This window comes from Limnothrix sp. FACHB-1083 (genome assembly GCF_014696485.1).
Taxonomy (GTDB): Bacteria; Cyanobacteriota; Cyanobacteriia; order CACIAM-69d; family CACIAM-69d; genus CACIAM-69d.
In genome coordinates this window covers 39,485-61,707 of sequence record NZ_JACJQD010000004.1, presented here as the reverse complement: position 1 = coordinate 61,707, position 22,223 = coordinate 39,485, and the positions used below count along the sequence as shown (strand labels likewise).

Below are 22,223 nucleotides of genomic sequence, written 5' to 3'. Positions count from 1 at the left end.
TTCATGGGAATCCTGTTAGATACCAACATTGTGACGGCACTCATGGTGGGTAATCCCTTGACAGTCAGTCGATTCAATCAGGCTAAATTGCGGGGGGCATCGATCTCGATTAGTGCAATAACCTATTACGAAATTAAGCGCGGCTTGCTTGCAAGGCCTTCGCCCAATAAGCTGTCGGCTTTTCAGCGGTTTTATCAAACTGTGGATATCTTGCCGGTGACGCATCCAGAAATTGTGGAAATTGCTAGCGAGATCTATGCGGATCTGCGATCGCGCGGTTGCTTGATTCAAGATGCAGATATTTTGATTGCGGCAACGGCGATCGCCCAAAATTGGATTTTGATTTCCAACGATTCTGATCTCTCTCGCGTGCAAGGACTGCAATTGGAGAATTGGTTAATTCGCTAAACTGCTAACCCTTGCCCACAACCGACTTTTCAGCCCTTCATTTGGATGATTAGGCTTTTTGGGCTTTGTAGAGTTGCTTAAAGCGTTCCTGCTGAATTTTGTGATCAACGATCAGGGTGGGATAACCCAATGATCGCCGCTCGATCGGGGTGATTTTTCCCGTGAGTAATGATCCCGTATCCAACCGGCGCAACTCAGGAACCCACTGGCGAATATAGTCACCCTCCGCATCAAATTTTTGGGCTTGGCTAGCGGGATTAAAAATGCGTAACGGCTTCGGATCCATGCCACTGGAAGCGCTCCACTGCCAACCACCATTGTTAGCCGAAAGATCGCCATCGACCAGATTTTGCATAAAGTATTTTTCGCCCCAACGCCAATCGATGATCAAATCTTTGGTTAGGAAACTGGCCACAATCATGCGACAACGGTTGTGCATCCAGCCAGTTTCATTCAGTTGACGCATCGCTGCATCAACGATCGGATAACCCGTTTGGCCATTGCACCAAGCTTCAAAGAGAGCTTCATTGTTCTCCCAAGGAAAAGTTTTGAGGGGCGCACGATAGGCTCCTTCCGCAAGTTCGGGAAAGTGATACATCACATGTTGATAAAACTCGCGCCAGGCTAATTCCTGTTGCCAGGTGCGAACGCTGTTGATGGCTTCTTCGCTGCGGGCATGGTCGAGGGCGCTGGCGCTGGCCTGCCAAATTTCCCGAATCCCGATCGCCCCGAATTTCAAGGCGGCGCTCAGGCCCGATGTGCCCTCCAAGGCGGGGAAGTTGCGATCAGGATCGTAGGCTTCAATGGCCCGTTGGCAGAAGGTTTCCAAGCGCGATCGGGCGGCGGCGGTTCCCGGCTCCAAAATCCAAGGCCCATCCCAGGGATACCCCAATTGGCGAGCGGTGGGCAGCGGGATAGCCTGGGTTTTGGCCCGTTCAGCTTCGGTGAGGGGCAAGAGGCGATCGGGCGTGGGAGCAGGGGCCACTTTCGATCGGGACTGCCAATTTTTCCAAAAGGGCCCATAGACCGTGTAGGGCGTGCCGGAGCCGGTGCGAATTTCGTCCGGCGCATGGAGCAGTTGATCCCACTGGGTTTGAGCAGCAACGCCCCGCTCCTTCAGAGCAGCCAAGACGGCCCGATCACGCTGCAAGGCGTAGGGTTCCACATCCCAATTCCAGGCCACGGCCACAGCCCCGAGGCGATCGGCTAAGTTGGGAATTTCCACCGTGGGATCCCCTCTGAGGATCAGGAAATCCCCACCCCGTTCTTGATAGGTTTGCTGCAATTCTGCCAAGCAACCGATCAGATAAGCCACCCGTGCGGGAGCCACATCATCCCGATCAAGAATTCCAGGATCAAGACAGAAAATACCGACAACTTTGGGCGATCGAGCAACGGCTTGGGCTAGACCTAAATTATCGGAAATTCGCAGGTCTTTTCGATGCCAAAACAACAGCAATTCGGACATAGGTGACACAAAAGCTCTGCAAAGTTTCCACACAATGCCTATTCGTGATTCGCGATTCTGTGCGATATCCTGGGGCAAAATGATTTATTACTGATAACCCCATTGTACACAATTCAGAAAAATGTAATGTTTTGTATCTAAATTCCTAATCATCAAAACAAGCAATGCCCAATTAGTCATCATCAATCGTTTTTCTATGTATCAAAAGTAACATGTCTTGGCGTTGTGTAGCTCTCAATCAGTATTTTAAGAAATGGAAGAGCTTAAGCCAGTAGGATGACTTATTCGATTTTGTTTAATCCCAGCATCAAGCAACTGGGCGCGATCGTGAGTAGCCTCCAAGGTGACGATCAAACGAGTTTTATCCTCTAATGGCTGATCGGGCTGCCATCCTCGATCAATCCCTAGTCAATCCCCAATTCATCAAACAACTATGTACTCTCAGCCTCATACACCTGACGCTGCGCTCACACATTCGTTAGCGCCCGCTGACACGGCCGAACATCGACATTGGGAGTCAGATTTAAAGCTCATTGTTGAAGGAATTGCTTCTCAAATTGGCGAAGAGTTTTTTCGATCCTGTGTTCGATATCTAGCAGAGCTGTTGCAAATTCGCTATGCATTAATTGCTGAGTTTATTGATGGTGAACCTCCTAAGGCAAAAACCCTAGCTTTTTGGGCTGGTGATGATTTTGGTATGGATTTTGATTATGTTTTGGAGGGAACACCCTGTGGAGTTGTGGTTAACAAGGGGCTGCAAATTTATGATTGCAAAATTCAGCAAAAATTCCCTGAAGACATTGACCTCGTGACCATGGGGGCAGAGAGCTATCTAGGGATCCCAATTTGTAATATGGCAGGAGAAACGATTGGTCACATTGCTGGTTTGCACGTCCAGCCCTTAACCCGCAGTTATGAGGAGCAGGCAGCCATTCTCAAAATTTTTGCGGCTCGTTCAGCAGCAGAAATTGAACGACAACTAACCGAACGCGAACTAAAACAAAAAAATCTCCGCTTAGAGGCCACGCTGAATCAGCTCAAGCAAACTCAAATGCAATTGATTCATGCGGAAAAAATGTCAAGCCTAGGAAACATGGTCGCGGGCCTTGCCCATGAAATTAATAATCCGATTAGCTTCATTCATGGAAACCTATCCCATGCTCGTCAATATTTTGATGAGCTATTGGAGCTGATCCGACTCTACGAACAAGAACATACTCAGCCCAGCCAAGCCATTCAAGATAAGCTGGAAGCGATCGACCTTGATTTTCTAAAAACAGACATTTATCAACTGTTTCAATCTATGCAGCAAGGTTCCCAGCGAATTGGTGACATTGTGAAGTCCTACCGAACCTTTTCACGCCTGGATGAATCGACTTTCAAGTTTGTGGATATTCATGAAAGTCTGGAGTCTGTTTTAGTTATTGTGCAGGGGCGCTTACAAGCCGAGGGACTAACATCAAAGATCACCATTAACAAAACCTATGGTAATTTACCCCATATTTATTGCTCTCCTGCACAGCTCAATCAGGTATTTTTAAATCTTCTGAACAATGCCATTGATGCCTTAGAAGAACTCGATCAACAACGGCAATTTGACCGAAAAAGCGACTCGCTCAATCATTTTTCTCGTCATATCTGGCTTCAAACATCCCTGATTTCAGAGCACCAAATTCAAATTTTAATTTCTGATAACGGCTCAGGGATTTCAGAGGAAGTTCAAGCCAAAATTTTTGACCCATTCTTCACAACCAAGCTCATCGGAAAAGGAACAGGACTTGGGTTAGCCGTGAGTTACCAAATCATCACAGATATGCATCATGGCGTGATTGAGGTCAACTCCTGCCCTGGTCAAGGCACAACATTTACAATTAAGCTACCGATCGCGCCTTAGAAGATACCTGAAAAGCCAGAACTATGCCCCTGTAACTGTAAGCCTGATTGATCGACAAAGATCAGAGGCTTGAGCTTCTGGCCCCGACGACTATGGGTACTTTGCAAGATCTCCAAATGACTGATCAGATAGTCTCTGAGCAAGGAACTGCTGAGCTAGAGACTGCTGAAAAAGGGTTTGGCTAGAAAATAGCTGGTGACGGTTTTGGCATCGACCATCGCCCCCGATCGCACTGTTTCTTCAAACACTTCAGGAGTCATCAACACTACTTCAATATCTTCATCGTCATCCTGTAGCGGTGGTTTTTCTAGCTTGGTCAAATCTGTGGCCAAGAAGGCATAAATTAGCTCATCGGAATAGCCCGGGGCGATCGGGAAATCTCCCAAACAATGCCAAGTGGCGGCCGCATATCCCGTTTCTTCTTCAATTTCCCGCCGAATGGTTTCCGCCGGATCTTCACCCAATTCCACAGTTCCAGCCGGAAACTCTAACAAGCGCCCTTGCATGGCGAAGCGATATTGCCGCACCAACACCAGTTGCCCATCGTTCGTGACCGGCACGGCCAAGGCCCCGCCGGGATGGCGAATACATTCCCATTCCCCCTCTGCGCCGTTGGGTAACCGCAATTGGGCAACCTCAAAGGCAAACTTGCGACCACGATAGGTGAGGCGATCGCGGAGTTTGTGGGCGAGTTCGGTTCCAAGGGGCATAGGACGGATGAATCGTGAGTTAGGCTAGGGGAATGACTGCTGAACAGTCTAGCGTTTGGACGATTTGCGCGATCGCCCGGCCCGTGAGCGGTTCCACCCAGTCGGGGGCAATTTCCGCCAGGGGAACCGCAAAAAATGCCCGATCGTCCAATCCTGGATGGGGCACTTGTAGCCGAGGCGTTTGCATCACCCGATCGCCATAAAGCAACAAATCCAAGTCCAAGGTGCGCGGCCCCCAATGCACTGTCCGCACTCGCCCTGCCTCGTTTTCCAGAGCTTGTAGCCGATCGAGCAAGGCCTCTGGGCTAAGGGCGACCTTCAACAGGGCACAACCATTCAGAAAGTCCGGTTGGGGCGGGCCCATCGGCGGGTTGCGATACCAGCGAGATCGACCCGTGACCTGAATTCCCGGTGTGGCATCCAAAGCCGCCAAGGCCCGCTCAAAGGTGGCGGCCACGTCGCCCAAGTTGCCCCCCAGGGCGATCGCACAGGGGATCGCACAGGATACTGAATGCTTGGGTGTTGAAGGCTTGGGTATTGAATACGTGGGTATTGAATGCGCTGGCTCCCTCTGTGCCAGATTCATGGAATCCGCCAAATTCTGCCCCGAAGTCGAATCGCTGTCCTGGGGGCAAGGCAAAGGTTCCATCTGCGGCGTTATTTTTGCCGTGACTGGCGCTGTTAGTGGTGTTGTCGTGGGTACTGTTGTGGGTGTTGCTCTTGGTGCTGTCGTCGGTGCTGCCGTCGGAGTTGTCCCATCGTCCGCTGCCCGATCGCCCGTGAATTGCGCCATCGTTTCCGTCATTCGCTGCCTGTTAATTCGCCCTTGATTAGCCCTATGGCCCCGCCCCGGGCCGTTGCCAAACGGTCACCGCCAAACCGCTCCTTAAAATACCGCCGATTCTGAACTTCTCCTCAACTTCTGATGAATCTTCCCCCCGATCCCTCCTGGTTCCATTTGTTGATTCGTTTAGGGCTGGCTCTGTTTGTGGGGGGAGCCATTGGGATCGATCGCCAGTTGCGACACAAGCCCGCCGGAATGCGCACTCATATGCTGGTGAGTTTGGGGGCTGCCCTGTTTGCCATCATTCCGGCGGAAATGGGGGCGAATATTGATGCCATCAGTCGATCGGCCCAAGGTGTGGCCACCGGGGTGGGTTTCTTGGGCGCGGGGGAAATTTTACGCACCAAACGCAGCGAAGAGAAGGTGAAGGGATTGACCTCAGCAGCAGCCATTTGGGTCTCAGCCGGATTGGGGTTCGCGGCGGGCTGCGGCTTGCTAGGGGTGGCCACCCTGGGGGCCCTGATGGCTTTCCTAGTCTTGCGCTTGAATGGGGTGGAGCGGCGTTTAACTCGCAATTTTGATATGAACGCAATTATGGACGATGACTAAACTACAGCAGCTCCCACTTGCCAAAGCCGCCTGGCCCAAGATGGCGAATTTGGTTTATCTAGATTGTCATGCCACGACCCCGATCGATCCCCGAGTGGCGGAGGCCATGTGGCCTTTTTTAACGGACTATTTTGGCAACGCAGGCAGCAACCATGCCTACGGTTGGGCCGCGGCGGCCGCGGTCGATCGATCCCGGGCTACTTTGGCTGCGGCGATCAACGCCAGCCCTGAGGAAATTTTGTTCACCAGCGGTGCAACGGAAGCCAACAATCTGGCCATCAAGGGCGTGGCCGAGGCCTATCTCAACAAAGGGCGGCACTTGATTACGGTGGCCACGGAGCATTCGGCGGTGCTGGATCCCTGTCGCTATTTGCAGTCCCTGGGGTTTGAGGTGACGGTTTTGCCGGTCGATCGCCTGGGTTTGTTGGATCTGGAGGCCCTGGTCCAGGCCATGCGGCCGGAAACGGTGCTGGTGTCGGTGATGGTGGCGAATAATGAGATCGGTGTTTTGCAGCCGATCGAGCAAATTGGGGCCCTCTGTCGCGATCGGGGCGTGCTGTTTCACACGGATGCGGCCCAGGCGATCGGGAAAGTACCCCTTGATGTACAAACCCAGTCGATCGATCTCATGTCCCTGACGGCTCACAAGGTTTATGGGCCCAAGGGCATTGGGGCCCTGTACGTGCGGCGGGGCAACTCCCGCGTGGCCTTGGCTCCCCAATTACACGGCGGCGGCCAGGAACGGGGGCTGCGGGCGGGAACTTTGCCCGTGTCGCAAATTGTTGGGTTTGGCCGGGCGATCGAGCTGGCAATGGAGCACCCGGCCACTGAAGCAGAACAACTGCAAATGCTGCGTGATCGGCTGTGGGAGCGATTGCAAACCTACTTTGCCACCGCGCCGGGTTTGGCCCTGGAACTCAACGGCCACCCCAGCCTCCGCCTGCCGGGTAACTTGAACGTCACGATCGAGGGCTTGCCCAACGGAGCGGTTTTGAAAGCCATCCAGTCGATCGCCGCTGTCTCTTCTGGCTCCGCTTGCCAATCGGAAACCGGCCGCCAATCCCATGTGCTCAAGGCGCTCGGGCAGTCGGCTGGCCCCCTGACCACAACGCTGCGGTTTGGGTTGGGTCGCTTCCATGACTTCGCCACAATCGATCGAGTCGCGACTCGGTTAATTGGGGCGATCGAACAGATTCGCCGCAACGCTGGAACCCTAACGTGAAGGCTCTTCCACAGATTCAAAACGCATCCCAAATGGGCCACCCCTCGTTTAACGCCCCCGTTAACCATTGACCAAGCCTTTGACCAAGCCTTGATCCGGCATTAACCAGGCGCTGAGTCAAAAATCTAGCCAGTCCATGGCGGTCGGCCACGGTATTTTGCGCTAGGGACAGAATTTCCCCCTCAATTTCCAAAATTTCTGCTACCTTGCGCTGTATCGTGCCAAGGCCGCAATCATCGCTCACCCCGCCCCCGGCTATTCCAAACCGCTGTTCAAAGCCGCTGTTCAAAGCCGTTGTTCAAAATCTCCATGAACAATCCGGTTTTCAGCACCGAGCGATCGGGTTATGCAATCAAGGTGGCATAACCGGCGCGATCGGGTAAAACTGATGGGGAGTTTGCTGAAAGGCGAAGTAGCATTCCCATGCACCCTAAATATTTGCCTCTAAATAACCCATTCAAAATGCTTAGGAGTTGGTCAAATTTCTAATTTTGTCTGAATTTTGCTGTTCTTCATGTCATTTTTCACACCATTGCAGTTTCACCTTCAAAAACTTTTCTTGAACTAAACGGAATTTCGTTCTATTCATCATCCAATTCTATGGATTTAGAACCCTTAATTTTTAGCAACTGATAACCACCGATACCTATTGCTCACGTCCCCTGACCGCATCAACCCTCAACTTGCCTCATTCATCGTGAGTCTGTCGGTTAGTTCCGTTGCTCCGCGATGTTTTCTCAACCGCTATCCCTACCCTTCCGGCTCTTCCTGTTGCCCCTATGACTCGGCTGTTTTCTAAACGATCTGGCTCTTCGCGATCCCAAGCCGCCCGTGGCTATCGTTCCAGTAAGGTGGGGCAAAACTTCAATCAGCGATCGCGGTTTTCTTGGCGATGGTGGCTGTTGGCGTTGGTGACCTGTGCGGCGGTGTTGGGAGGCAGCTATGCCTGGACGACCAACAATGCTTCGCTGAAAACCGCCTTGGACAATTCCGCCGTGGCCTCTCAGTCGGCTCCGCCCCTTTCCCTAGGTGAGGCACTCGATCGCAGCATTGGTAACTTTCGCCAGCAAGTGACCAGCCAAGAGCAGGAAATTTTGATGGCTTTGGGGAATTTGCCCCAAGCTTTTGTGGGCAAACTGGTGCGGGATCAACGCCTGGCCAGTGGTGAGAAGGTCGTGGCGTTGACCTTTGACGATGGGCCAGCCCCCCGTTACACCGATCAGGTGCTGGACATTTTGAAACAGGAAGACGTGAAGGCCACGTTCTTTGTGATTGGTCGCATGTTCCAGGCCTTCCCGACGATCGGGCAGCGCGTGGCCCGGGAAGGTCACGTGATTGCGAATCACACCTGGTCCCATGGTTACCATCGCCATGCTCCGGCGGCGGCGGCTCGTGAAATTGACCAAACCGCCGCCATTATCCAAGCCAAAACCGGCCAGGTGGCTCGCCTCTATCGGCCGCCGGGTGGCGTTTTGAATAATGGGATGGATACCTACGCCCAAGGTCATGGATACGCCACGGTTCTGTGGGGCACGGATACGGGCGATTGGCGCAGACCTTCGGCGGCCACCATTGTCGATCGGGTGATGCGAACCATGCACCCGGGCGATATTGTGCTGATGCATGATGGCGGGGGCGATCGACACAACACGGTGGCAGCCTTGCCCATCATCATTCGGCAACTGAAAGCCCAGGGTTACCGCTTCGTCACCATGCCGGAACTCTTGCAACTGCGGGCCCAAGCCAGCCGCTCCGCCAGCACCCGAGCCACGGCCAAGCCCCAACCAACAGCGACCGCAACGCAACCGGCTAACCCTGGGCCCGGGGCGATCGACCCAACGGTCAACGCTCCCATGAATGCCCCCAATTCCACCATGGATTTACCGCTGTAGGAACCGCTGAAGTCGTTGCTGCTGTGTTCCCCGAATCGGCTGATTTGCCTGGGCCAAGTGCCAAATAGAGTCTAGGTTCCCCAAATCGAGTGATTTGCCTAGGCCAATTGCCAAATTAAATTGGCGCGCTATGGTGTATGGAACTTGTGCCGATCCCCGACAATTGCCTTGGGGATCGGTTCACGAGTGCCGCCCTATGCCAGATTTTGGCGCGAGGAGATCCCCTATGGCTAATGTGCAGACTTGCTCGACTTGCGGTGTGCGGATTGAAATGAATCCGCTGGGTGATCGAGTGCTGTTTTCCTATGGCAGCCCAGGCACGAGGGCGCGTCTCTGGAGCCGAGTTTGTAAATTTGTAGCCGATCGGGGAGGTTGCATTAACCAAGATCAAGGGGCGATCGGGGCCACTGAGCCAAGTGATGAATATAATCCGATGCCGGAAGGATAATCGAGCACGGATATAAAACTGAGAACGGAAGTGGCGGGTCAACCAACGACGATCGAACATGGGACAGAGAAAGTCCATCGGGTACTGCGTTGGGCCCGCCGATGGGGGCAGGGGATCGGCTGATCATCCCCTGCCTTTGGTTTTGGGAGAGCATTTTGAGCATGGGTCAAGATTTGGGCGATCGCGCCGGCCAACTAGGCAGCGGGTTCAAGGTTCACGGGTTCAGAATTCACAGGTTTCACCACTGGTTCCATCCAAACCATTGGCAAAGCTGGTGGCAGGGTAGGTGGCAGGGTAGGTGGCAGACCGATTGGGCCAAGCTGCTGGGTCTGTGGCTGTTGGTGTTGTTGGTCGATCGGGCTTGGTTCGCGATCGACCAATCAGCCCCCGCCTGGGATCAAGCGGAATATCTAACGGCGGCCCTGACCTACGCCGATGCCCTGCGGGATCCCCAGTGGTTGTCTGGTTCCTGGTGGGTGGATTTTTGGCGACTCTCCCCCAAAGTGCCGCCCCTGGTGGCCATCATCACCGTGCCGTTTTTATGGCTGTTTGGCCCCACGGCCGATGCTGCGACGGCGTTGAATTCCGCCTGTTCGCTGCTGTTGCTGGGGTCGGTTTATGCGATCGGGCGGCGATTGTTCGATCGCACCACGGGCTGGTGGGCCGCCCTGCTGTGTAGTGTGATGCCCGGTCTGTGGCGCGTGCGGCTGGACTATCTCACCGAATTCCCCTTGGTGACTGTGGTAACGGTGGCCTTTGCGGCCCTGGTGTTTTGGGCAACGGGGGGCCGGTTGGGCCCCTGGCGCGGACGTTTAGCCCAGTGGCTGTGGGCGATCGGGCTGGGGCTGTTGTTGGGAGCTGGGCTGCTGACCAAGCAACCGGTGGTTTTCTTTTTGGGGTTGCCCTGGGCGGGATTGCTGGCCGTTGCCCTCTGGCGATCGCGCTGGGAACGGGTCACCCAAGGCCTGTTGGCCCTGGGGATCGCCTGGATCGTAGCGGCTCCTTGGTATCAGGCAAATTGGCTCTTTGTGCTCAGTGGCGGCAAGCGGGCCACGGTGGATTCCGCGATCGTGGAGGGTGACCCGGCCCTCAACACCCTTGATGCTTGGATTTATTACCTGAAGCTTTTTCCGCAACATCTGTCTTGGCCCCTGCTGGGCCTGGCGATCGCGGGGGGCTGTTTGGCCTTTCTGAAATATCAACAACAACTGGCCTGGCCCGGTCGGCCCTGGCCCAGTTCACCAGTCCCCAAGGGCGATCGCCGGGGGTGGCTCTGGACGCTCGGCTTTTGGCTCGGAGCCTATCTGTTGTGTTCCTTGCTGGTGAACAAAGACTGGCGCTACGTTTTGCCCTATTGGCCCGTGGGGGCGATCGTCTTGGCCCGAGGCTGGTTGGTTTGGGGAGCGCGGGTGCGGTGGAGCCTGTTGGGGCTGACGGTGTTGCTGTCGGTGCTCAGTTGGTTGCCACCCACGGCCGCCGGGGTGGCTCCCTTGGTTCCCGGGCCAATGCGGGTGGTGCAATGGGGGCCCGCCTTGCCCCATGCCCAAGTGGTGCAGGCTGTGATCGATCGCGCACCCTATCTGCAATCCACCGTGGGTGTGTTGCCCTCCACCGCCGAACTGAATCAACACAACCTCAACTTCTTTGGAGCCGCCCGAAATTTTCAGGTTTATGGCCGGCAGGTGGGCACTGATCCGCAAGCCGTGGCCCAAGATGCCCGATCGCTCGATTGGTATTTGCTGAAAACCGGTGACCAGGGATCGATGCGCGGCCGACGACGGCGGGAAGCCCAAGCGGCCACCAGCCAGACCCTGCGCCAAAGTTCCGAGTTGCAGTTGGTGGAACATTGGCCCGTGGCGGCGGATTCCGAATGGCAACTTTGGCAGCGGCGATCCCCATCGGTGACGGTCGCCCCCTTGGCCAATCCGGCTCCCTTGAAGCTCATGGCCCAACTGCCGGAGCGGCTGCCCCCGGGCCAAGTTGCGCCGGTCACCTATCGTTGGCAGGGCCCGGCGGCCCAACTGCAAGGGGGCTTGGCCCTGTTGACCTGGCAGCGGGAACCCACGCCCGATCGCCCGGCGGGTCGCACCGGTTGGATTGACGATCGGGCCATTGGTCGCGGCCGGTTAATGACCCCTCTTCCCCCGTCCACCGGCCAGGCCTGGGAGGTTTGGGATCGATCGGCCATGGTCTTGCCGCCGGACTTGGCCCCCGGTCGGTATCGTCTTTGGGCGAGTTTGTTGCCCAACGATCCCCAATTGGGCGATCGGGCCCAGCCGATCGCGATTCCCACAGAGGCCACCGTGGTGATTGACCCGGCCGCCCCGGCCCAACCGGCCCCCGAACTGGACGGCGTGGCCCAACTGCGGCTGCTGGGATTGCAATTGCGATCGGGGCGATCGGGCTTGGAATCCGTGTTCAACACCATTGGCCGGATTAACCAATACAATCCCAATCAAACCTACGTGGCCCAAGCGGAACTGACCCTCCGTTATCGCCTCAGTCAACAGCCTGATCGACTCGGTTGGCGCTATGCCCTCGGCTTGGCCCAAGTGTTGGATCAAAACACCAGCGGCGCGATCGCCACCTTCGAGCAAATCACCCAAGCGGAACCACGCAACCCTTGGGCCCAGGCCTACTTGGCCGTGGTGCGGCTGTATGAATTTCAAACCGATGCCGCCTGGCCCGCCATCCAACAAGCCTTAGCCTTGGCTCCCCGAGTGCCCGAATTCCACTACCTAAAAGCCGTGGCCCATGCCCAACGCTGGGAACTGGGCCGGGCGATCGCGGAGTTGCGGATCGGTCAGTCCCTGGAGCCGGCCGCCACCCAAGGCCACCACCCCCGATCGGGTTAGTCCCGCCCATCAGTTGATTGCAACCTGTTGATCATGACCCGTTGATCGCGATCGGTCGCCTTGCCGTACAATAGGATGCTTGCTTATACCCTTTTTTGCCGCCAAGACCCAGCATCTGTTTAGGGCTGTGCAGTCCAGCGGTCTCAAGCATTAGCCCCTGTCGAGTTTCGACAGTCCAACCCTTAGTCAACAAGCAGAAACACCGCAATGGCTAAAAAGTCCATGGTCGAGCGCGAAAAGAAGCGCGATCGCCTGATTGCTAAATATGCCGCCAAGCGTGCCGATCTGAAGGCGCAGTTTGAATCCGCCCAGGATCCGATGGAAAAGCTGGCCCTGCATCGCCAAATTCAGCGCCTGCCCCGCAACAGCGCCCGGAACCGCCACCAAAACCGCTGCTGGTTAACTGGCCGTCCCCGTGGCTACTACCGCGATTTTGGTCTGTGCCGGAATGCTCTGCGCGAAATGGCTCACCAAGGCTTGCTGCCCGGTGTGGTCAAGTCGAGCTGGTAAGCCACGAACTGGCCAGCATCAGCAGTACCATTACCGCACCGTTTTAGGGCTTCTTGCCGAAGTCCATCCCGTTTTCACAAAAGCACGCCGATCCACCCGATCGACGTGCTTTTGGTTTTTGATCAGTCAGAATCAAAATAGCATCAGCCTTTAATTGAGACTGTGATCGCTAATTTCAAATATTTTTTCCTCGGCATAAATCTCCGATCGCCACTGCCGTCCCAATACTTTCAAACACCACCCGATCGCCCACGCCGAACACCACAACGACTCTACAGGCTGCCATGATCGCTATTCCAAACCACATCGATCCTGACGAATACCTACTGCTTGATTGCAATAGCAATACCCGCCATGAATACCGTCGCGGTCTTGTCTACGCCATGGCAGGCGGCAGCGACAGTCACGCCCGAATTGCCATTAATCTCCTCAGTTTGATTAACTTTCACCTTCGAGGCACAGCCTGCCGTCTTTACAACGGCGATGTCAAAGTCAACTACCGCGACGAATTCTACTACTACCCAGATCTCTTCGTTACCTGTGACCCACGCGATCGCGAAAATCGCACCATCAAACGCTATCCCAAACTGATTGCCGAGGTTCTTTCAGACAGCACCAAAGACTTTGACCGTAACCTTAAATTTACCGACTACCAGCAGCTCGAAAGCCTCGAAGAATACGTCCTCATCTCCCAAGACACTCAGCAAGTGGAATGCCGCCGTCGCCAACCCGACAATACATGGGCAACCACCGTCTACAAAAATGGCGATCGCGTCACCTTGAGCAGCATCGGTCTTGAACTTGATGTTGCCGAACTCTATCTTGATCTCGACTAATCATCACAAGACACTCACACCCCCATACAAATCCCCGATCGCCACCTCCAACCCAACACTCCCAAACTCCACTCGATCGCCCACGCCGAACACCACAACAACTCTATAGGCTGTCATGATCGCCATTCCAAACTACATCAATCCTGATGAATACCTGATCATTGAACGCGATAGTTCCACCCGCCACGAATACCGTCGCGGCCTCGTCTACGCGATGGCAGGCGGCAGCGACAGTCACGCCCGAATTGCCATTAATCTCCTCAGCGCGATCAACCTCCATCTCGGCGATACTGACTGCCGCTTCTACAACGGTGATGTCAAAGTCAGCTACGCAGATGAGTTTTACTATTACCCTGATGCCTTCGTGACCTGCGATCCCCGCGATCGCGCCGACCGCTACATCAAACGCCACCCAAAATTGATCGTCGAAGTCCTATCCCAAAGCACGCGAGCCTTTGATCTGGGTCAAAAGTTCGAGGATTATCGGCAAATCCCAGACCTAGAGGAATACGTTCTCATTGATCAGGATCAGCACTGGGTGGAATGCCGCCGCCGCCAACCGGACAACACTTGGACAACGGTGATCTATGGAACAGGGGATCAAATTACGCTTCAAAGTATTAATTTAACCTTCCCCCTTGAGCAACTCTATCGAGGCTTGGATTAGTGTTAGTTTGGGTCAGGCCCCAATGACTTTGAATGGGTTGATATTCCCGAAACAAACCTAAACGAAAAACAAACCTAAACAAAATAGAGGCGGCGTTCGCAGCGCACATCGGCTGGAAGGCGATCCTTGAGGGCAACTTCGGCGATCCGATCGGCGTAGTAAGTGGTAATCGGCAGGCGAATCACTTGGGTGCTGCCGATGTGCATTTCGCTGAGCCAATAGATTTGGGCAGCGATCGTCAGGATGTCCGTTTGGCCGTGGCGGCGACGCACCAAAAGGGGCTGGGGACTGGCGTTGGGGGCAACTTTGGCCTGTTTAGCACCGGTTGTGAGGACGATCGCCTCATGATCGTTGTGAACCCAAGCCCAACCTCGATCGGGGTTTTGCCACTGTTCTTGGTTGGTGTTGGGGTCGATCGCCCGCACCGCCGCCCGCGCCAACACATCCTTCACCACTTCCACCACCTCCAATTGCTCCAACCCATGGGGTCGCAATTCGGCTTCTAGGGCTTGCAGGGTGGCTAATTCGCTGTTTTTGATGGTTCCATCGCGATGAATTACCACGTGGCGCAGGGGTTCACCGCTTTGCTCAGTGAATGCACCAAATAAGTCGAGCAAAATATTGCGCAGGCTGGTTTCGCTGAAGGTTTCGCCCCGCTGCATGGAGGCGCTTGACCAGCCGATCGCCTGGCCTTGGCGGTTGACCACAAAGGCAGAAGCCCCGATCGTCCGTTCCTCTTTGCGGCCCAAATCTAGCCCCACAAAAGCTTGGGCAGTACCCGGCATTTGGTGCAACTGCCAGGGAGCATAGCCAAGTTTCGCCAGAATGCCGAATACCACGTTTTGATCGCGCCCATCATTGTTGATTTGGCGCATGGTTTCGCGCGTCACCATTTGCGAACAGTAACTCTGTTGATTGAGGATTCTTTTTAAGGTGAAGTAGGGGTTAACTTGGGCGTTGTAAATTGGGTCTGCTCCGTTGGGGACAAAAGCAAAAATTAGGTCATCAGCATTCACGGGCAAGTTCTGGCAAACCTGACGTAGGGAGAGGGAATTTTGCGGATCGTAGGGACGTAGATCGCCAGCCCTCGTGAGTGTAATTCCAAATTCTTGGAACCGACTTTTTAAGGCTGCCATATACTTTTTCACCTCTGCTTCCCAGGCTTGGGGATACAGCACTTGTGTCCGAATTTCTGCTGGTTTTTGGTGAAGGGCACGTTGCTTCCAACCACGCCAAGCTTCGTCTACGAGGATTGGTCGATCGGGCTGTTGTGGATCTGCTCCAAAGGATAGGTTTTTGGCCATGGAGCCAGCGGTCAATTGAGTGAGGCGATCGGGCTGCCAAGGGTGGGGATCAAATTCAATTCGATCGCCACAAATAAATTCTCGTTTGTTTAAAAGGTCGATGGTCTTTTGCATTAATTCCCGACGCTTAGCCAGTGGCAAAATGCAATGGTTCAGCGATTTGCTGGGTAGATCTTCACGGGCATAGATTCGTTTTAATAGTTGCGGTAAATGATGAAACGGTTGGTAGCGAGGCGGATAGCCCACTGCAACGGCGGGTTGATTGGGATCCAGTTGTGCGGCCAATTCTGGGGGCAGATTTTGCCGATCGCGGTGATAGTCCAATAGGCTTTGGTTGCCTAATTCTGCGAGGGGTTGACCAATGGTGATCGGTGCAACACCCAGAAATTGGCAACTTTTGCCATCGTAAGTATGAATCAGGCGCTGTTTGGGTGGAAACTGCTGCCAATCGAATTGGTCGATCGTGCCAATGGATTGATATTCATTCCGAAAGTGCAAGGTTAGGAAGAGAAATCTCGCCGAGTTTTGCCAAAAATCAAAGGTTAAATATCGTCTCGCTTCGGCAATGATTCGGCCTTGGGGATCCCGAATTTGCATCGGCGGTTCGTTAGAATAAATCCGTTTGCGAGTTTCTTGAACTTTCTTGGCGCTATGGGGATTAATGGTTTTGAAAATGCTGCACAACCGATAATTACAGAGTTGAAACAGCCAGTTCTGATATCTGGGTTCGCTCAGATCGATCGCCTCGCTCTTGAGGATCTCAATTTCCAAAGGTTCTGAGGAGGTTTCGCAAAACTGCCGCAAACAGGCTAATAAGTTCGCAGCCTGTCCCCGGTCTTCGGAAATCAGGGCGAGGCTGGATTGATCGTTGGTCACCCACTGATTGAGCCGAAATTTGCAGAATCTTGCGAGAGAGTAGAGGGTGTCGATCGGGGTGGCACTGCCGACGATTCGCAGTCGATCGCGCCGGGCAGGTACAGCGCCAAGGGGCTTACGCGATTGAAAGCTGAGTTCTCGAATATCCACAATTGAAGCGGCTATAATTAACGCATGAATTATATCACTTAAAGCATTTTGTTTTAAAGCACCTTGAAATTCATTCAAAGGTTATTATGAAACAATGCAACCCCACGCCCCCGATCGCCATTAAGTCGTTATCAATAGAATTCAATTAATCCGATTCAATTAGCCTAAATATTCATCTAATCTAATCAACAAAAATCAGCCAAAGTCAATCAATATAAACTAACCAAAATAAATGAGTAAATTCAGCCCCGGAATAGTTCGGGAAAGCGTCCACAAAAGCAGACCAATATACATTAAGCCCAAAGTCCATTGATACCAAACTACCAGTGAAATTTCGGCGGGTAAATGCTCATCTCGCATCCGCACATCGCTAAACCCAATCCGAAAAAGATTGATGGCGCTGAGGTCGTAATAATTCAGCCAGGCCCAACGCCGATTCCAAAGGAGAGGCATGAATCGTTCCCGAAAGAAGTGATAGCGCGGCATGAGGGGTAAACGGGCGATCGGGAGTTGCACTTGCCGAATTTCACCATTTTCCACAAAGTAGCTCACATCCATCAGGTCATGGAACCGGCCGCGCCAATAGAGCTTGATCAGCAGGGCGAGCGGGACGGGGCCGATCGAGATGGCAATGCTGGCCAGCGTCCACCAAGGTCGATCGCTGGTTTGGAAAATGGTTGCTAAACCCAGGCTGAACAACAGTCCGGCGCTGCCGCCCATCCAGAGGGTTTCGGGCCAGGTGGGCACGATCGGTTGGGGGCGCAACTTGCGAAGCCGATCGACCAACCAAAACCAAAGGGCGAAAAAGGTCATAGCCACCAACCCTACCCCCAACACGAGGCCGGCGCTGGTGCCAGCCCGACTCAGCAAAATCAACAGGTTGGTTCCCAGCCATTGCAGGGCGATCGTGCCCCAGGAGAGGGGGGTGCTGGTGCGATCGGCCGTGACCCGATCGCGCACTTTCACATAGGTTGCCAGGTCAACGCCCTCGATCGACAGCATTTCCGCCACGGTGCGCAGGGGTTGCCGATCGCGGGCTTGGGCGATCGCCTGGGCTTGGGTGGGCGAAAACCCGATCGACACCAACACCGCTGGCTTGGCCGCGTTCAGGTTCACCCCCGTGAGCCGCTGTTGCAGGGTCTTGAGCCGCAATTTAAACAGGGTGTAATCCACTTGGTTGGCATCAGCAATCTGTTCCACCCGCCGAAAGTTCCGCACCAGGGTTCGCAAAACCGTTTCATTGCCCTGCAAAACCGGTACTGACAAAATGCGCCCAATTTCCCCGGGGGAGCCAATTAGTTTTGCTTGGTCGCTGTCAAAGTCCAGCCCGGACACGTTGATATAGGCTCCGGGGGCAAAGCTGGCGCTGGTGAAGTCGGCTTCGTCCAGAATGGTGGCCCCGCGTAGGTTCAGGGGTTTGGCAAACCGCGCATTCCGAAAGGAGCTTTCGCCGTGGAATAGGCTGTCGATCGCATAAAAGGAACTGGCAAAACTGGCCCCATCAAACCGCACTTCGCCTTGCCAGTCGGCTTGGGTGAGGTCGGCGCTGCCATTCCAATGGCTTTTGCTGAAGTTGGCGATCGCCTGAAATTGCGATCGATAAAAATTGGCTCCCCGCTCAAAGGTGCTGGACTGAAAGCTAGCATTTCCGGCAAATTTAGCCCCATCGAACCGCGCTTCGCCCGTGAATAGGCTGTTCCGGAACTGGGCACTTTGGGCCACTAAACCGGAAAAGCGGGCCCCTTGGCTAAAGCGGCTGAGGGAACCCACCAAGGCTCCGCCCAGGCTCAGGCCCCTGGCTTCCACCGGTTCCAAAAAATAGGTGTTGGCTAGGCGCAGGGAACCACTAATTTGCAGACCTTCAAGGACGATCGGGCCGCGAAAGACGGAAATTTGCCAATCCAGGGGGCTACCTTCATCGAGCAACAGCGATCGAGACAATCGGCTGAGGTGCAAGAGTCGCAGTCGATCGCGCCCCAGTTGTTCCTGTTCCGTGGGGGTCAGCAAGGGCGACAGGGCCTTGCCATAGAGCGGCGCACGCAGGCCCAACCGAGCCAAATCCAAATCGCCCTGGATGCTGGATCCGCGCAAGTCGAGGCCCAGGCGTTCCTGTTGCAACTTGCTGGCGACCTGTTGATAAAAGGCTTCCCGAAAGTTGCCATTGTCGCTGCGCAGGTCGATCGCACTCTGGCTAAGGTCGATCGCGGGCTTGCCATCCAACAGTTGGGGATGTTCCAGGCGATCGCGCAAAACCTCCAGGGTCAAGGCCGGGCGATCGACCGAAGCCGCCTGCGCAGGACTGGCTGCCCACAGCCACCCACACCCGATCGCCAAAACCCAGCAGATCCCAACCCCCCAGATCCGCCAGCGGTTAAACCATTGCTGAAATCCTATCCCTCGCCCAATTGCCACCCACGCCATATCGCGTCTGCCACTCGCACCACGTCGCGCATTTGCTGAATATCATGCACCCGCACCCAGTCGGCCCCGCCGGCCACACAGGCCGCACAGGCCGCCCCGGTTCCCCAAACCCGCTGTTTCGGATCCGGTTGCTCCAGAATTTTGCCAATGAAGCTCTTGCGGGAGGGGCCCACCAAAAGGGGGTGACCGAGCGATCGCAAGCTGGGCAAATGCCGCAGGAGGGCAAGGTTTTGTTCAGCGGTTTTGGCAAAGCCAATGCCCGGATCGATCGCAATTTGGGCCGCCGGAATCCCCGCCTCGATCGCCGCCGCCACCCGTTCCGCCAAGCTCGATCGCACGGCAATCACCACATCGGGCAAGTGTTGACCAGGCAACTCACCCGACCCACTCTGGCCCGCAAAATCACTGTAATCCGTAAGCTGCTGCATGGTTTGAGGTGTGCCGCGCAAATGCATCAAAATCACCGGCACACCCAAGGTTGCCACCGTGGGCAGCAGTTCCGGGTCATACAAGCCCCCAGACACATCATTCACCACATCGGCTCCCGCCACGATCGCCGCGCGGGCCACGATCGCTTTGGTTGTGTCGATCGAAATGGGCAAATCCAACGGCGCAAAGTCCCGCCACCCCCGCCGCAGGGCCGCAATTACCGGCACAACCCGATCGATCTCTTCCTGGGCAGAAACCGGCTGGGCATCGGGGCGCGTCGATTCTCCGCCAATGTCTAACCAATCGGCCCCGTCAGCCGCCAGTTGCTGGGCCTGGGCGATCGCCGTTTCCAGTTGGTCAAACTGCCCCCCATCGCTAAAACTGTCGGGCGTGACATTCAGCACCCCCATCAAGTAGGTGCGATCGCCCCAAGTCCAAGGGCGATCGCGCAAAATCCAAGGGGTCAAAGCACCGGAAGACAAGGGCACATCCATAACCAACCGAATGGGTCAAAAAATCATCAAGCCGGAATCCGCCCGGCCCACATATCCACCCGGTCAAAACATGCTCAACCTTGACCGCAACCCAACACCAACTGCCCAACAAAAAAGGCAGCGAAGATCGCTACCTTTTACCTTGTGGACTGTTAGTCATCTGGGAGTGGAATGGCTCTCAGATCGGGGTTTTCGGACTTTCGCAAAACAGTTCATGCTGAAGAGTTTTCATGGAAACTGTTTGCAAATCGGAGCGGCGGGATTCGAACCCACGACCCCCACTACCCCAAAGTGGTGCGCTACCAAGCTGCGCTACGCCCCGATAGCCCAGTTACTATAGCATGTTTATTTGATTTGCCAAGGGCCCTGGTTAAATTTCTGTGTCCAAAGTGGCCAAGGCGGTCGATCGAGCTGGCCAGTCCGGGCCAGCGCGTTCTCAGAAATGATGAATTGCCCAGGCCCCAATCGTCGTAACAGGGGGCTTGAGCATCTTGTCCCCTCCGATCTGCCAACGGTGGAATCAGAGTTCCAGGCGATTGGACGACAGGCCCTAGGACTCTTCGGGCTTGAGGGGCTTGTCCCTTGCATCTGGGCCCGGACGACCATTCCGGCTACCCAATTGACGGCGCACATCGTCGATCGCGTCATTCAACTGGGCAATCTTGTCCTCCAGGCCTTGGCGCGCCGTTTCCATGCGGGCTTCACTGCTTTCGCTGGCGGCCAACCGGGGGCGACGGCGGGGACGCGGCGGCAGCTCGGCCCCTTCCCGATCGCCCTTTTCCGTCAGCTCTTCCAGTCCCTCATCGGAGTTGCGCGAGGCCAGGGCAGCCCCCACCAGGCCCCCCACAGCGCCCCCCAACAGGGCCCCCCAAAAAAATCCACTACCAAAACCCTCTCGATTTGCCATAACTCGTCCTGCGTTGAGAATGTTGCTTGTGCTTAGAAAATGATGCTCAGAAAGTAATGCTGGGAATGATGATCCGGGGAATGGCCTTCATCGCGATCGGCAAGTTGATCAGACCTATCAAACTAATCAAGGCGATCGATGAGACAAGGCAGAGACCGATGCTGAAGCGACGAAAACCCCTGAAAAACCCCTGAAAAACCCCCTAAGAAAACCACTCTAGAAGGTTCCAAAGGCGCGATCGCCCGCATCGCCCAACCCAGGCACAATCCAGCCGTGATCATTCACGGACTCATCGATCGCCGCCGTGTAAATCACCAAGCCTGGGAATTGCTGATTCAGACGTTGCAAGGCCGGAGGAGCCGCCACGATCGAAATAATCCGAATTTGCTCCGGTGTGAGGCCCCGTTGGGTCAATTCCTTCATGGCCGCCTCGATCGACCCACCCGTTGCCAACATTGGCTCTGAGATCAGCACCCGCGCCTCCGCCGGAAACTGGGCCGGTAACCGATTGAGATAGCAGGATGGCTCCAGGGTTTCTTCATTGCGCACCAAACCCAAGTGATAAACACTGGCCAAGGGCACTACGGGCAAAATCCCTTCCATCAACGCCAACCCTGCTCGCAAAATTGGCACCACAGCCATCGGAGTGGCGGGCGAAATAAACGTTGCCGGACAAGTTCCCAAAGGCGTTTCCACCTCTGCCGTTTCCGTGGGCAACCATTCGCGCACCGCTTCATAGGCCAGCCAACGCCCCAACTCCGTCAGCGCACTGCGAAACAAAGTCGGCGGCGTTTGGGCATCGCGCACCACACCCAGCCAATGCTGAATGAGGGCATGGGGTGGCACGTAAACGCGAAGTTGCAACGGCATGGGAAGAGCGAAGGGAAAGGTTTAAGGAGCCATCAACCCGGCCTGAAGCTGCCGACAACGGCCAAGGGCCGCAATTCGGCGACTGGAAATTTTAGGATGACGGGCAGATTCAGGTTGATTTTACCCGGTTGTTGGGACGGGCTTGCCGGGTACTGGTTGGATTGCGCGAGATCGATACGAGATCGATACAAGCAACACCCAGCAAGGATCGGTGGTGGGGCGATTGCGGGGCGATCGCGGGGTGCGTGGGGTCAGAAAAGAATTCTAATGAGAATATCTTGCAAGAGAGTTGACAAAGATTCTTAGTAGCCGCTATTGTATTGAGCGTGTTCTTCTCTCTAGTAAACGGCGGGTGGGGCTAGTCTGCAATTGCGGATTAGTCCTTTTTTTTTGGTTATTTTCCGGTTAAGACCGAGACCCGATCGCCCCCATCACTTCAACCCAGCCCGGCGATTCGGGTTGCACCTTG

The 22,223-nt window shown here is 55.0% G+C and carries 18 protein-coding genes and 1 tRNA gene; 10 read left to right on the top strand and 9 right to left on the bottom strand.

The window, feature by feature from the left end; translation table 11 throughout:
* Positions 1-3: 3 nt before the first annotated feature.
* Positions 4-408 carry a type II toxin-antitoxin system VapC family toxin gene (locus H6F46_RS06465; RefSeq protein WP_190354012.1) on the top strand — a complete coding sequence of 135 codons (405 nt, stop codon included), beginning with the start codon at positions 4-6 and terminating at the stop codon, positions 406-408.
* Positions 409-457: 49 nt separating this feature from the next.
* On the opposite strand, the gene H6F46_RS06460 is transcribed toward H6F46_RS06465, so the two are convergent.
* Complete coding sequence (locus tag H6F46_RS06460) at positions 458-1,876, bottom strand: FAD-binding domain-containing protein (RefSeq protein ID WP_190354011.1); 1,419 nt, start codon at positions 1,874-1,876, stop codon at positions 458-460.
* A 433-nt stretch (positions 1,877-2,309) separates the two neighbouring features.
* On the opposite strand from H6F46_RS06460, the gene H6F46_RS06455 reads away from it, so the two are divergent.
* Positions 2,310-3,770, top strand: coding sequence for a sensor histidine kinase (locus H6F46_RS06455; RefSeq protein WP_190354010.1), 1,461 nt, complete (start codon positions 2,310-2,312; stop codon positions 3,768-3,770).
* Between the two features lie 155 nt (positions 3,771-3,925).
* Here H6F46_RS06455 and H6F46_RS06450 read toward each other — a convergent pair whose 3' ends face one another.
* Complete coding sequence (locus tag H6F46_RS06450) at positions 3,926-4,480, bottom strand: NUDIX hydrolase (protein WP_099531695.1); 555 nt, start codon at positions 4,478-4,480, stop codon at positions 3,926-3,928.
* A gap of 19 nt (positions 4,481-4,499) precedes the next feature.
* Entirely contained in the window at positions 4,500-5,066 is a 567-nt protein-coding gene (gene folK / locus H6F46_RS06445) for a 2-amino-4-hydroxy-6-hydroxymethyldihydropteridine diphosphokinase (RefSeq protein WP_190354009.1), read from the bottom strand.
* Between the two features lie 339 nt (positions 5,067-5,405).
* On the opposite strand from folK, the gene H6F46_RS06440 reads away from it, so the two are divergent.
* The 8 genes from H6F46_RS06440 (at position 5,406) to H6F46_RS06405 (ending at position 14,303) form a co-directional block, all read left to right on the top strand.
* Positions 5,406-5,873: an MgtC/SapB family protein gene (locus H6F46_RS06440; RefSeq protein WP_099531692.1), complete on the top strand. Its 468-nt coding sequence runs from the start codon at positions 5,406-5,408 to the stop codon at positions 5,871-5,873.
* Positions 5,866-7,095 (top strand): cysteine desulfurase family protein, encoded by a 1,230-nt coding sequence (locus H6F46_RS06435; RefSeq protein ID WP_242027817.1) that lies wholly within the window; start codon positions 5,866-5,868, stop codon positions 7,093-7,095. The genes H6F46_RS06440 and H6F46_RS06435 overlap by 8 nt, the downstream gene beginning before the upstream one ends.
* Before the next feature lie 779 nt (positions 7,096-7,874).
* The gene (locus H6F46_RS06430; protein WP_190354008.1) at positions 7,875-8,987 is read left to right on the top strand and encodes a polysaccharide deacetylase family protein; all 1,113 of its coding nucleotides are present in this window, start codon (positions 7,875-7,877) and stop codon (positions 8,985-8,987) included.
* A 226-nt stretch (positions 8,988-9,213) separates the two neighbouring features.
* Positions 9,214-9,435 (top strand): hypothetical protein, encoded by a 222-nt coding sequence (locus H6F46_RS06425; RefSeq protein WP_099531689.1) that lies wholly within the window; start codon positions 9,214-9,216, stop codon positions 9,433-9,435.
* Positions 9,436-9,596: 161 nt separating this feature from the next.
* A complete protein-coding gene (locus H6F46_RS06420; RefSeq protein WP_190354007.1) occupies positions 9,597-12,290 on the top strand; it encodes a glycosyltransferase family 39 protein in 2,694 nt (897 codons plus the stop codon).
* A gap of 207 nt (positions 12,291-12,497) precedes the next feature.
* The gene (rpsN, locus tag H6F46_RS06415) at positions 12,498-12,800 is read left to right on the top strand and encodes a 30S ribosomal protein S14 (RefSeq protein WP_099531687.1); all 303 of its coding nucleotides are present in this window, start codon (positions 12,498-12,500) and stop codon (positions 12,798-12,800) included.
* Between the two features lie 284 nt (positions 12,801-13,084).
* On the top strand, positions 13,085-13,636 hold the full coding sequence (locus H6F46_RS06410) for a Uma2 family endonuclease (RefSeq protein WP_190354006.1): 552 nt from the start codon (positions 13,085-13,087) through the stop codon (positions 13,634-13,636).
* Positions 13,637-13,751: 115 nt separating this feature from the next.
* Positions 13,752-14,303, top strand: a complete 552-nt coding sequence (locus H6F46_RS06405) for a Uma2 family endonuclease (RefSeq protein WP_190354005.1) — start codon at positions 13,752-13,754, stop codon at positions 14,301-14,303.
* 74 nt (positions 14,304-14,377) lie between these two features.
* Here the strand turns inward: H6F46_RS06405 and H6F46_RS19790 are convergent, their stop codons facing one another.
* The 6 genes from H6F46_RS19790 to upp form a co-directional block, all read right to left on the bottom strand.
* Positions 14,378-16,633 carry a Piwi domain-containing protein gene (locus H6F46_RS19790; RefSeq protein ID WP_190354004.1) on the bottom strand — a complete coding sequence of 752 codons (2,256 nt, stop codon included), beginning with the start codon at positions 16,631-16,633 and terminating at the stop codon, positions 14,378-14,380.
* Between the two features lie 219 nt (positions 16,634-16,852).
* Positions 16,853-18,967 (bottom strand): pentapeptide repeat-containing protein, encoded by a 2,115-nt coding sequence (locus H6F46_RS06395; protein ID WP_190354003.1) that lies wholly within the window; start codon positions 18,965-18,967, stop codon positions 16,853-16,855.
* Positions 18,968-19,023: 56 nt separating this feature from the next.
* Positions 19,024-19,977 (bottom strand): dihydropteroate synthase, encoded by a 954-nt coding sequence (gene folP, locus H6F46_RS06390; protein ID WP_190354002.1) that lies wholly within the window; start codon positions 19,975-19,977, stop codon positions 19,024-19,026.
* A gap of 248 nt (positions 19,978-20,225) precedes the next feature.
* Positions 20,226-20,299: transfer RNA gene (locus H6F46_RS06385), tRNA-Pro, on the bottom strand.
* A gap of 228 nt (positions 20,300-20,527) precedes the next feature.
* Positions 20,528-20,884, bottom strand: a complete 357-nt coding sequence (locus tag H6F46_RS06380) for a hypothetical protein (protein ID WP_190354001.1) — start codon at positions 20,882-20,884, stop codon at positions 20,528-20,530.
* A 216-nt stretch (positions 20,885-21,100) separates the two neighbouring features.
* Complete coding sequence (gene upp, locus H6F46_RS06375; protein ID WP_099535149.1) at positions 21,101-21,754, bottom strand: uracil phosphoribosyltransferase; 654 nt, start codon at positions 21,752-21,754, stop codon at positions 21,101-21,103.
* Between the last annotated feature and the right edge of the window lie 469 nt (positions 21,755-22,223).

What these genes read in the sequence shown, in the direction of transcription:
- H6F46_RS06465 (WP_190354012.1), top strand. Translation starts at nt 4, where the DNA reads ATGGGAATCCTGTTAGATACCAACATTGTGACGGCACTCATGGTGGGT.
- H6F46_RS06460 (WP_190354011.1), bottom strand. Translation starts at nt 1,876, where the DNA reads ATGTCCGAATTGCTGTTGTTTTGGCATCGAAAAGACCTGCGAATTTCC.
- H6F46_RS06455 (WP_190354010.1), top strand. Translation starts at nt 2,310, where the DNA reads ATGTACTCTCAGCCTCATACACCTGACGCTGCGCTCACACATTCGTTA.
- H6F46_RS06450 (WP_099531695.1), bottom strand. Translation starts at nt 4,480, where the DNA reads ATGCCCCTTGGAACCGAACTCGCCCACAAACTCCGCGATCGCCTCACC.
- folK (WP_190354009.1), bottom strand. Translation starts at nt 5,066, where the DNA reads ATGAATCTGGCACAGAGGGAGCCAGCGCATTCAATACCCACGTATTCA.
- H6F46_RS06440 (WP_099531692.1), top strand. Translation starts at nt 5,406, where the DNA reads ATGAATCTTCCCCCCGATCCCTCCTGGTTCCATTTGTTGATTCGTTTA.
- H6F46_RS06435 (WP_242027817.1), top strand. Translation starts at nt 5,866, where the DNA reads ATGACTAAACTACAGCAGCTCCCACTTGCCAAAGCCGCCTGGCCCAAG.
- H6F46_RS06430 (WP_190354008.1), top strand. Translation starts at nt 7,875, where the DNA reads ATGACTCGGCTGTTTTCTAAACGATCTGGCTCTTCGCGATCCCAAGCC.
- H6F46_RS06425 (WP_099531689.1), top strand. Translation starts at nt 9,214, where the DNA reads ATGGCTAATGTGCAGACTTGCTCGACTTGCGGTGTGCGGATTGAAATG.
- H6F46_RS06420 (WP_190354007.1), top strand. Translation starts at nt 9,597, where the DNA reads ATGGGTCAAGATTTGGGCGATCGCGCCGGCCAACTAGGCAGCGGGTTC.
- rpsN (WP_099531687.1), top strand. Translation starts at nt 12,498, where the DNA reads ATGGCTAAAAAGTCCATGGTCGAGCGCGAAAAGAAGCGCGATCGCCTG.
- H6F46_RS06410 (WP_190354006.1), top strand. Translation starts at nt 13,085, where the DNA reads ATGATCGCTATTCCAAACCACATCGATCCTGACGAATACCTACTGCTT.
- H6F46_RS06405 (WP_190354005.1), top strand. Translation starts at nt 13,752, where the DNA reads ATGATCGCCATTCCAAACTACATCAATCCTGATGAATACCTGATCATT.
- folP (WP_190354002.1), bottom strand. Translation starts at nt 19,977, where the DNA reads ATGGATGTGCCCTTGTCTTCCGGTGCTTTGACCCCTTGGATTTTGCGC.
- H6F46_RS06380 (WP_190354001.1), bottom strand. Translation starts at nt 20,884, where the DNA reads ATGGCAAATCGAGAGGGTTTTGGTAGTGGATTTTTTTGGGGGGCCCTG.
- upp (WP_099535149.1), bottom strand. Translation starts at nt 21,754, where the DNA reads ATGCCGTTGCAACTTCGCGTTTACGTGCCACCCCATGCCCTCATTCAG.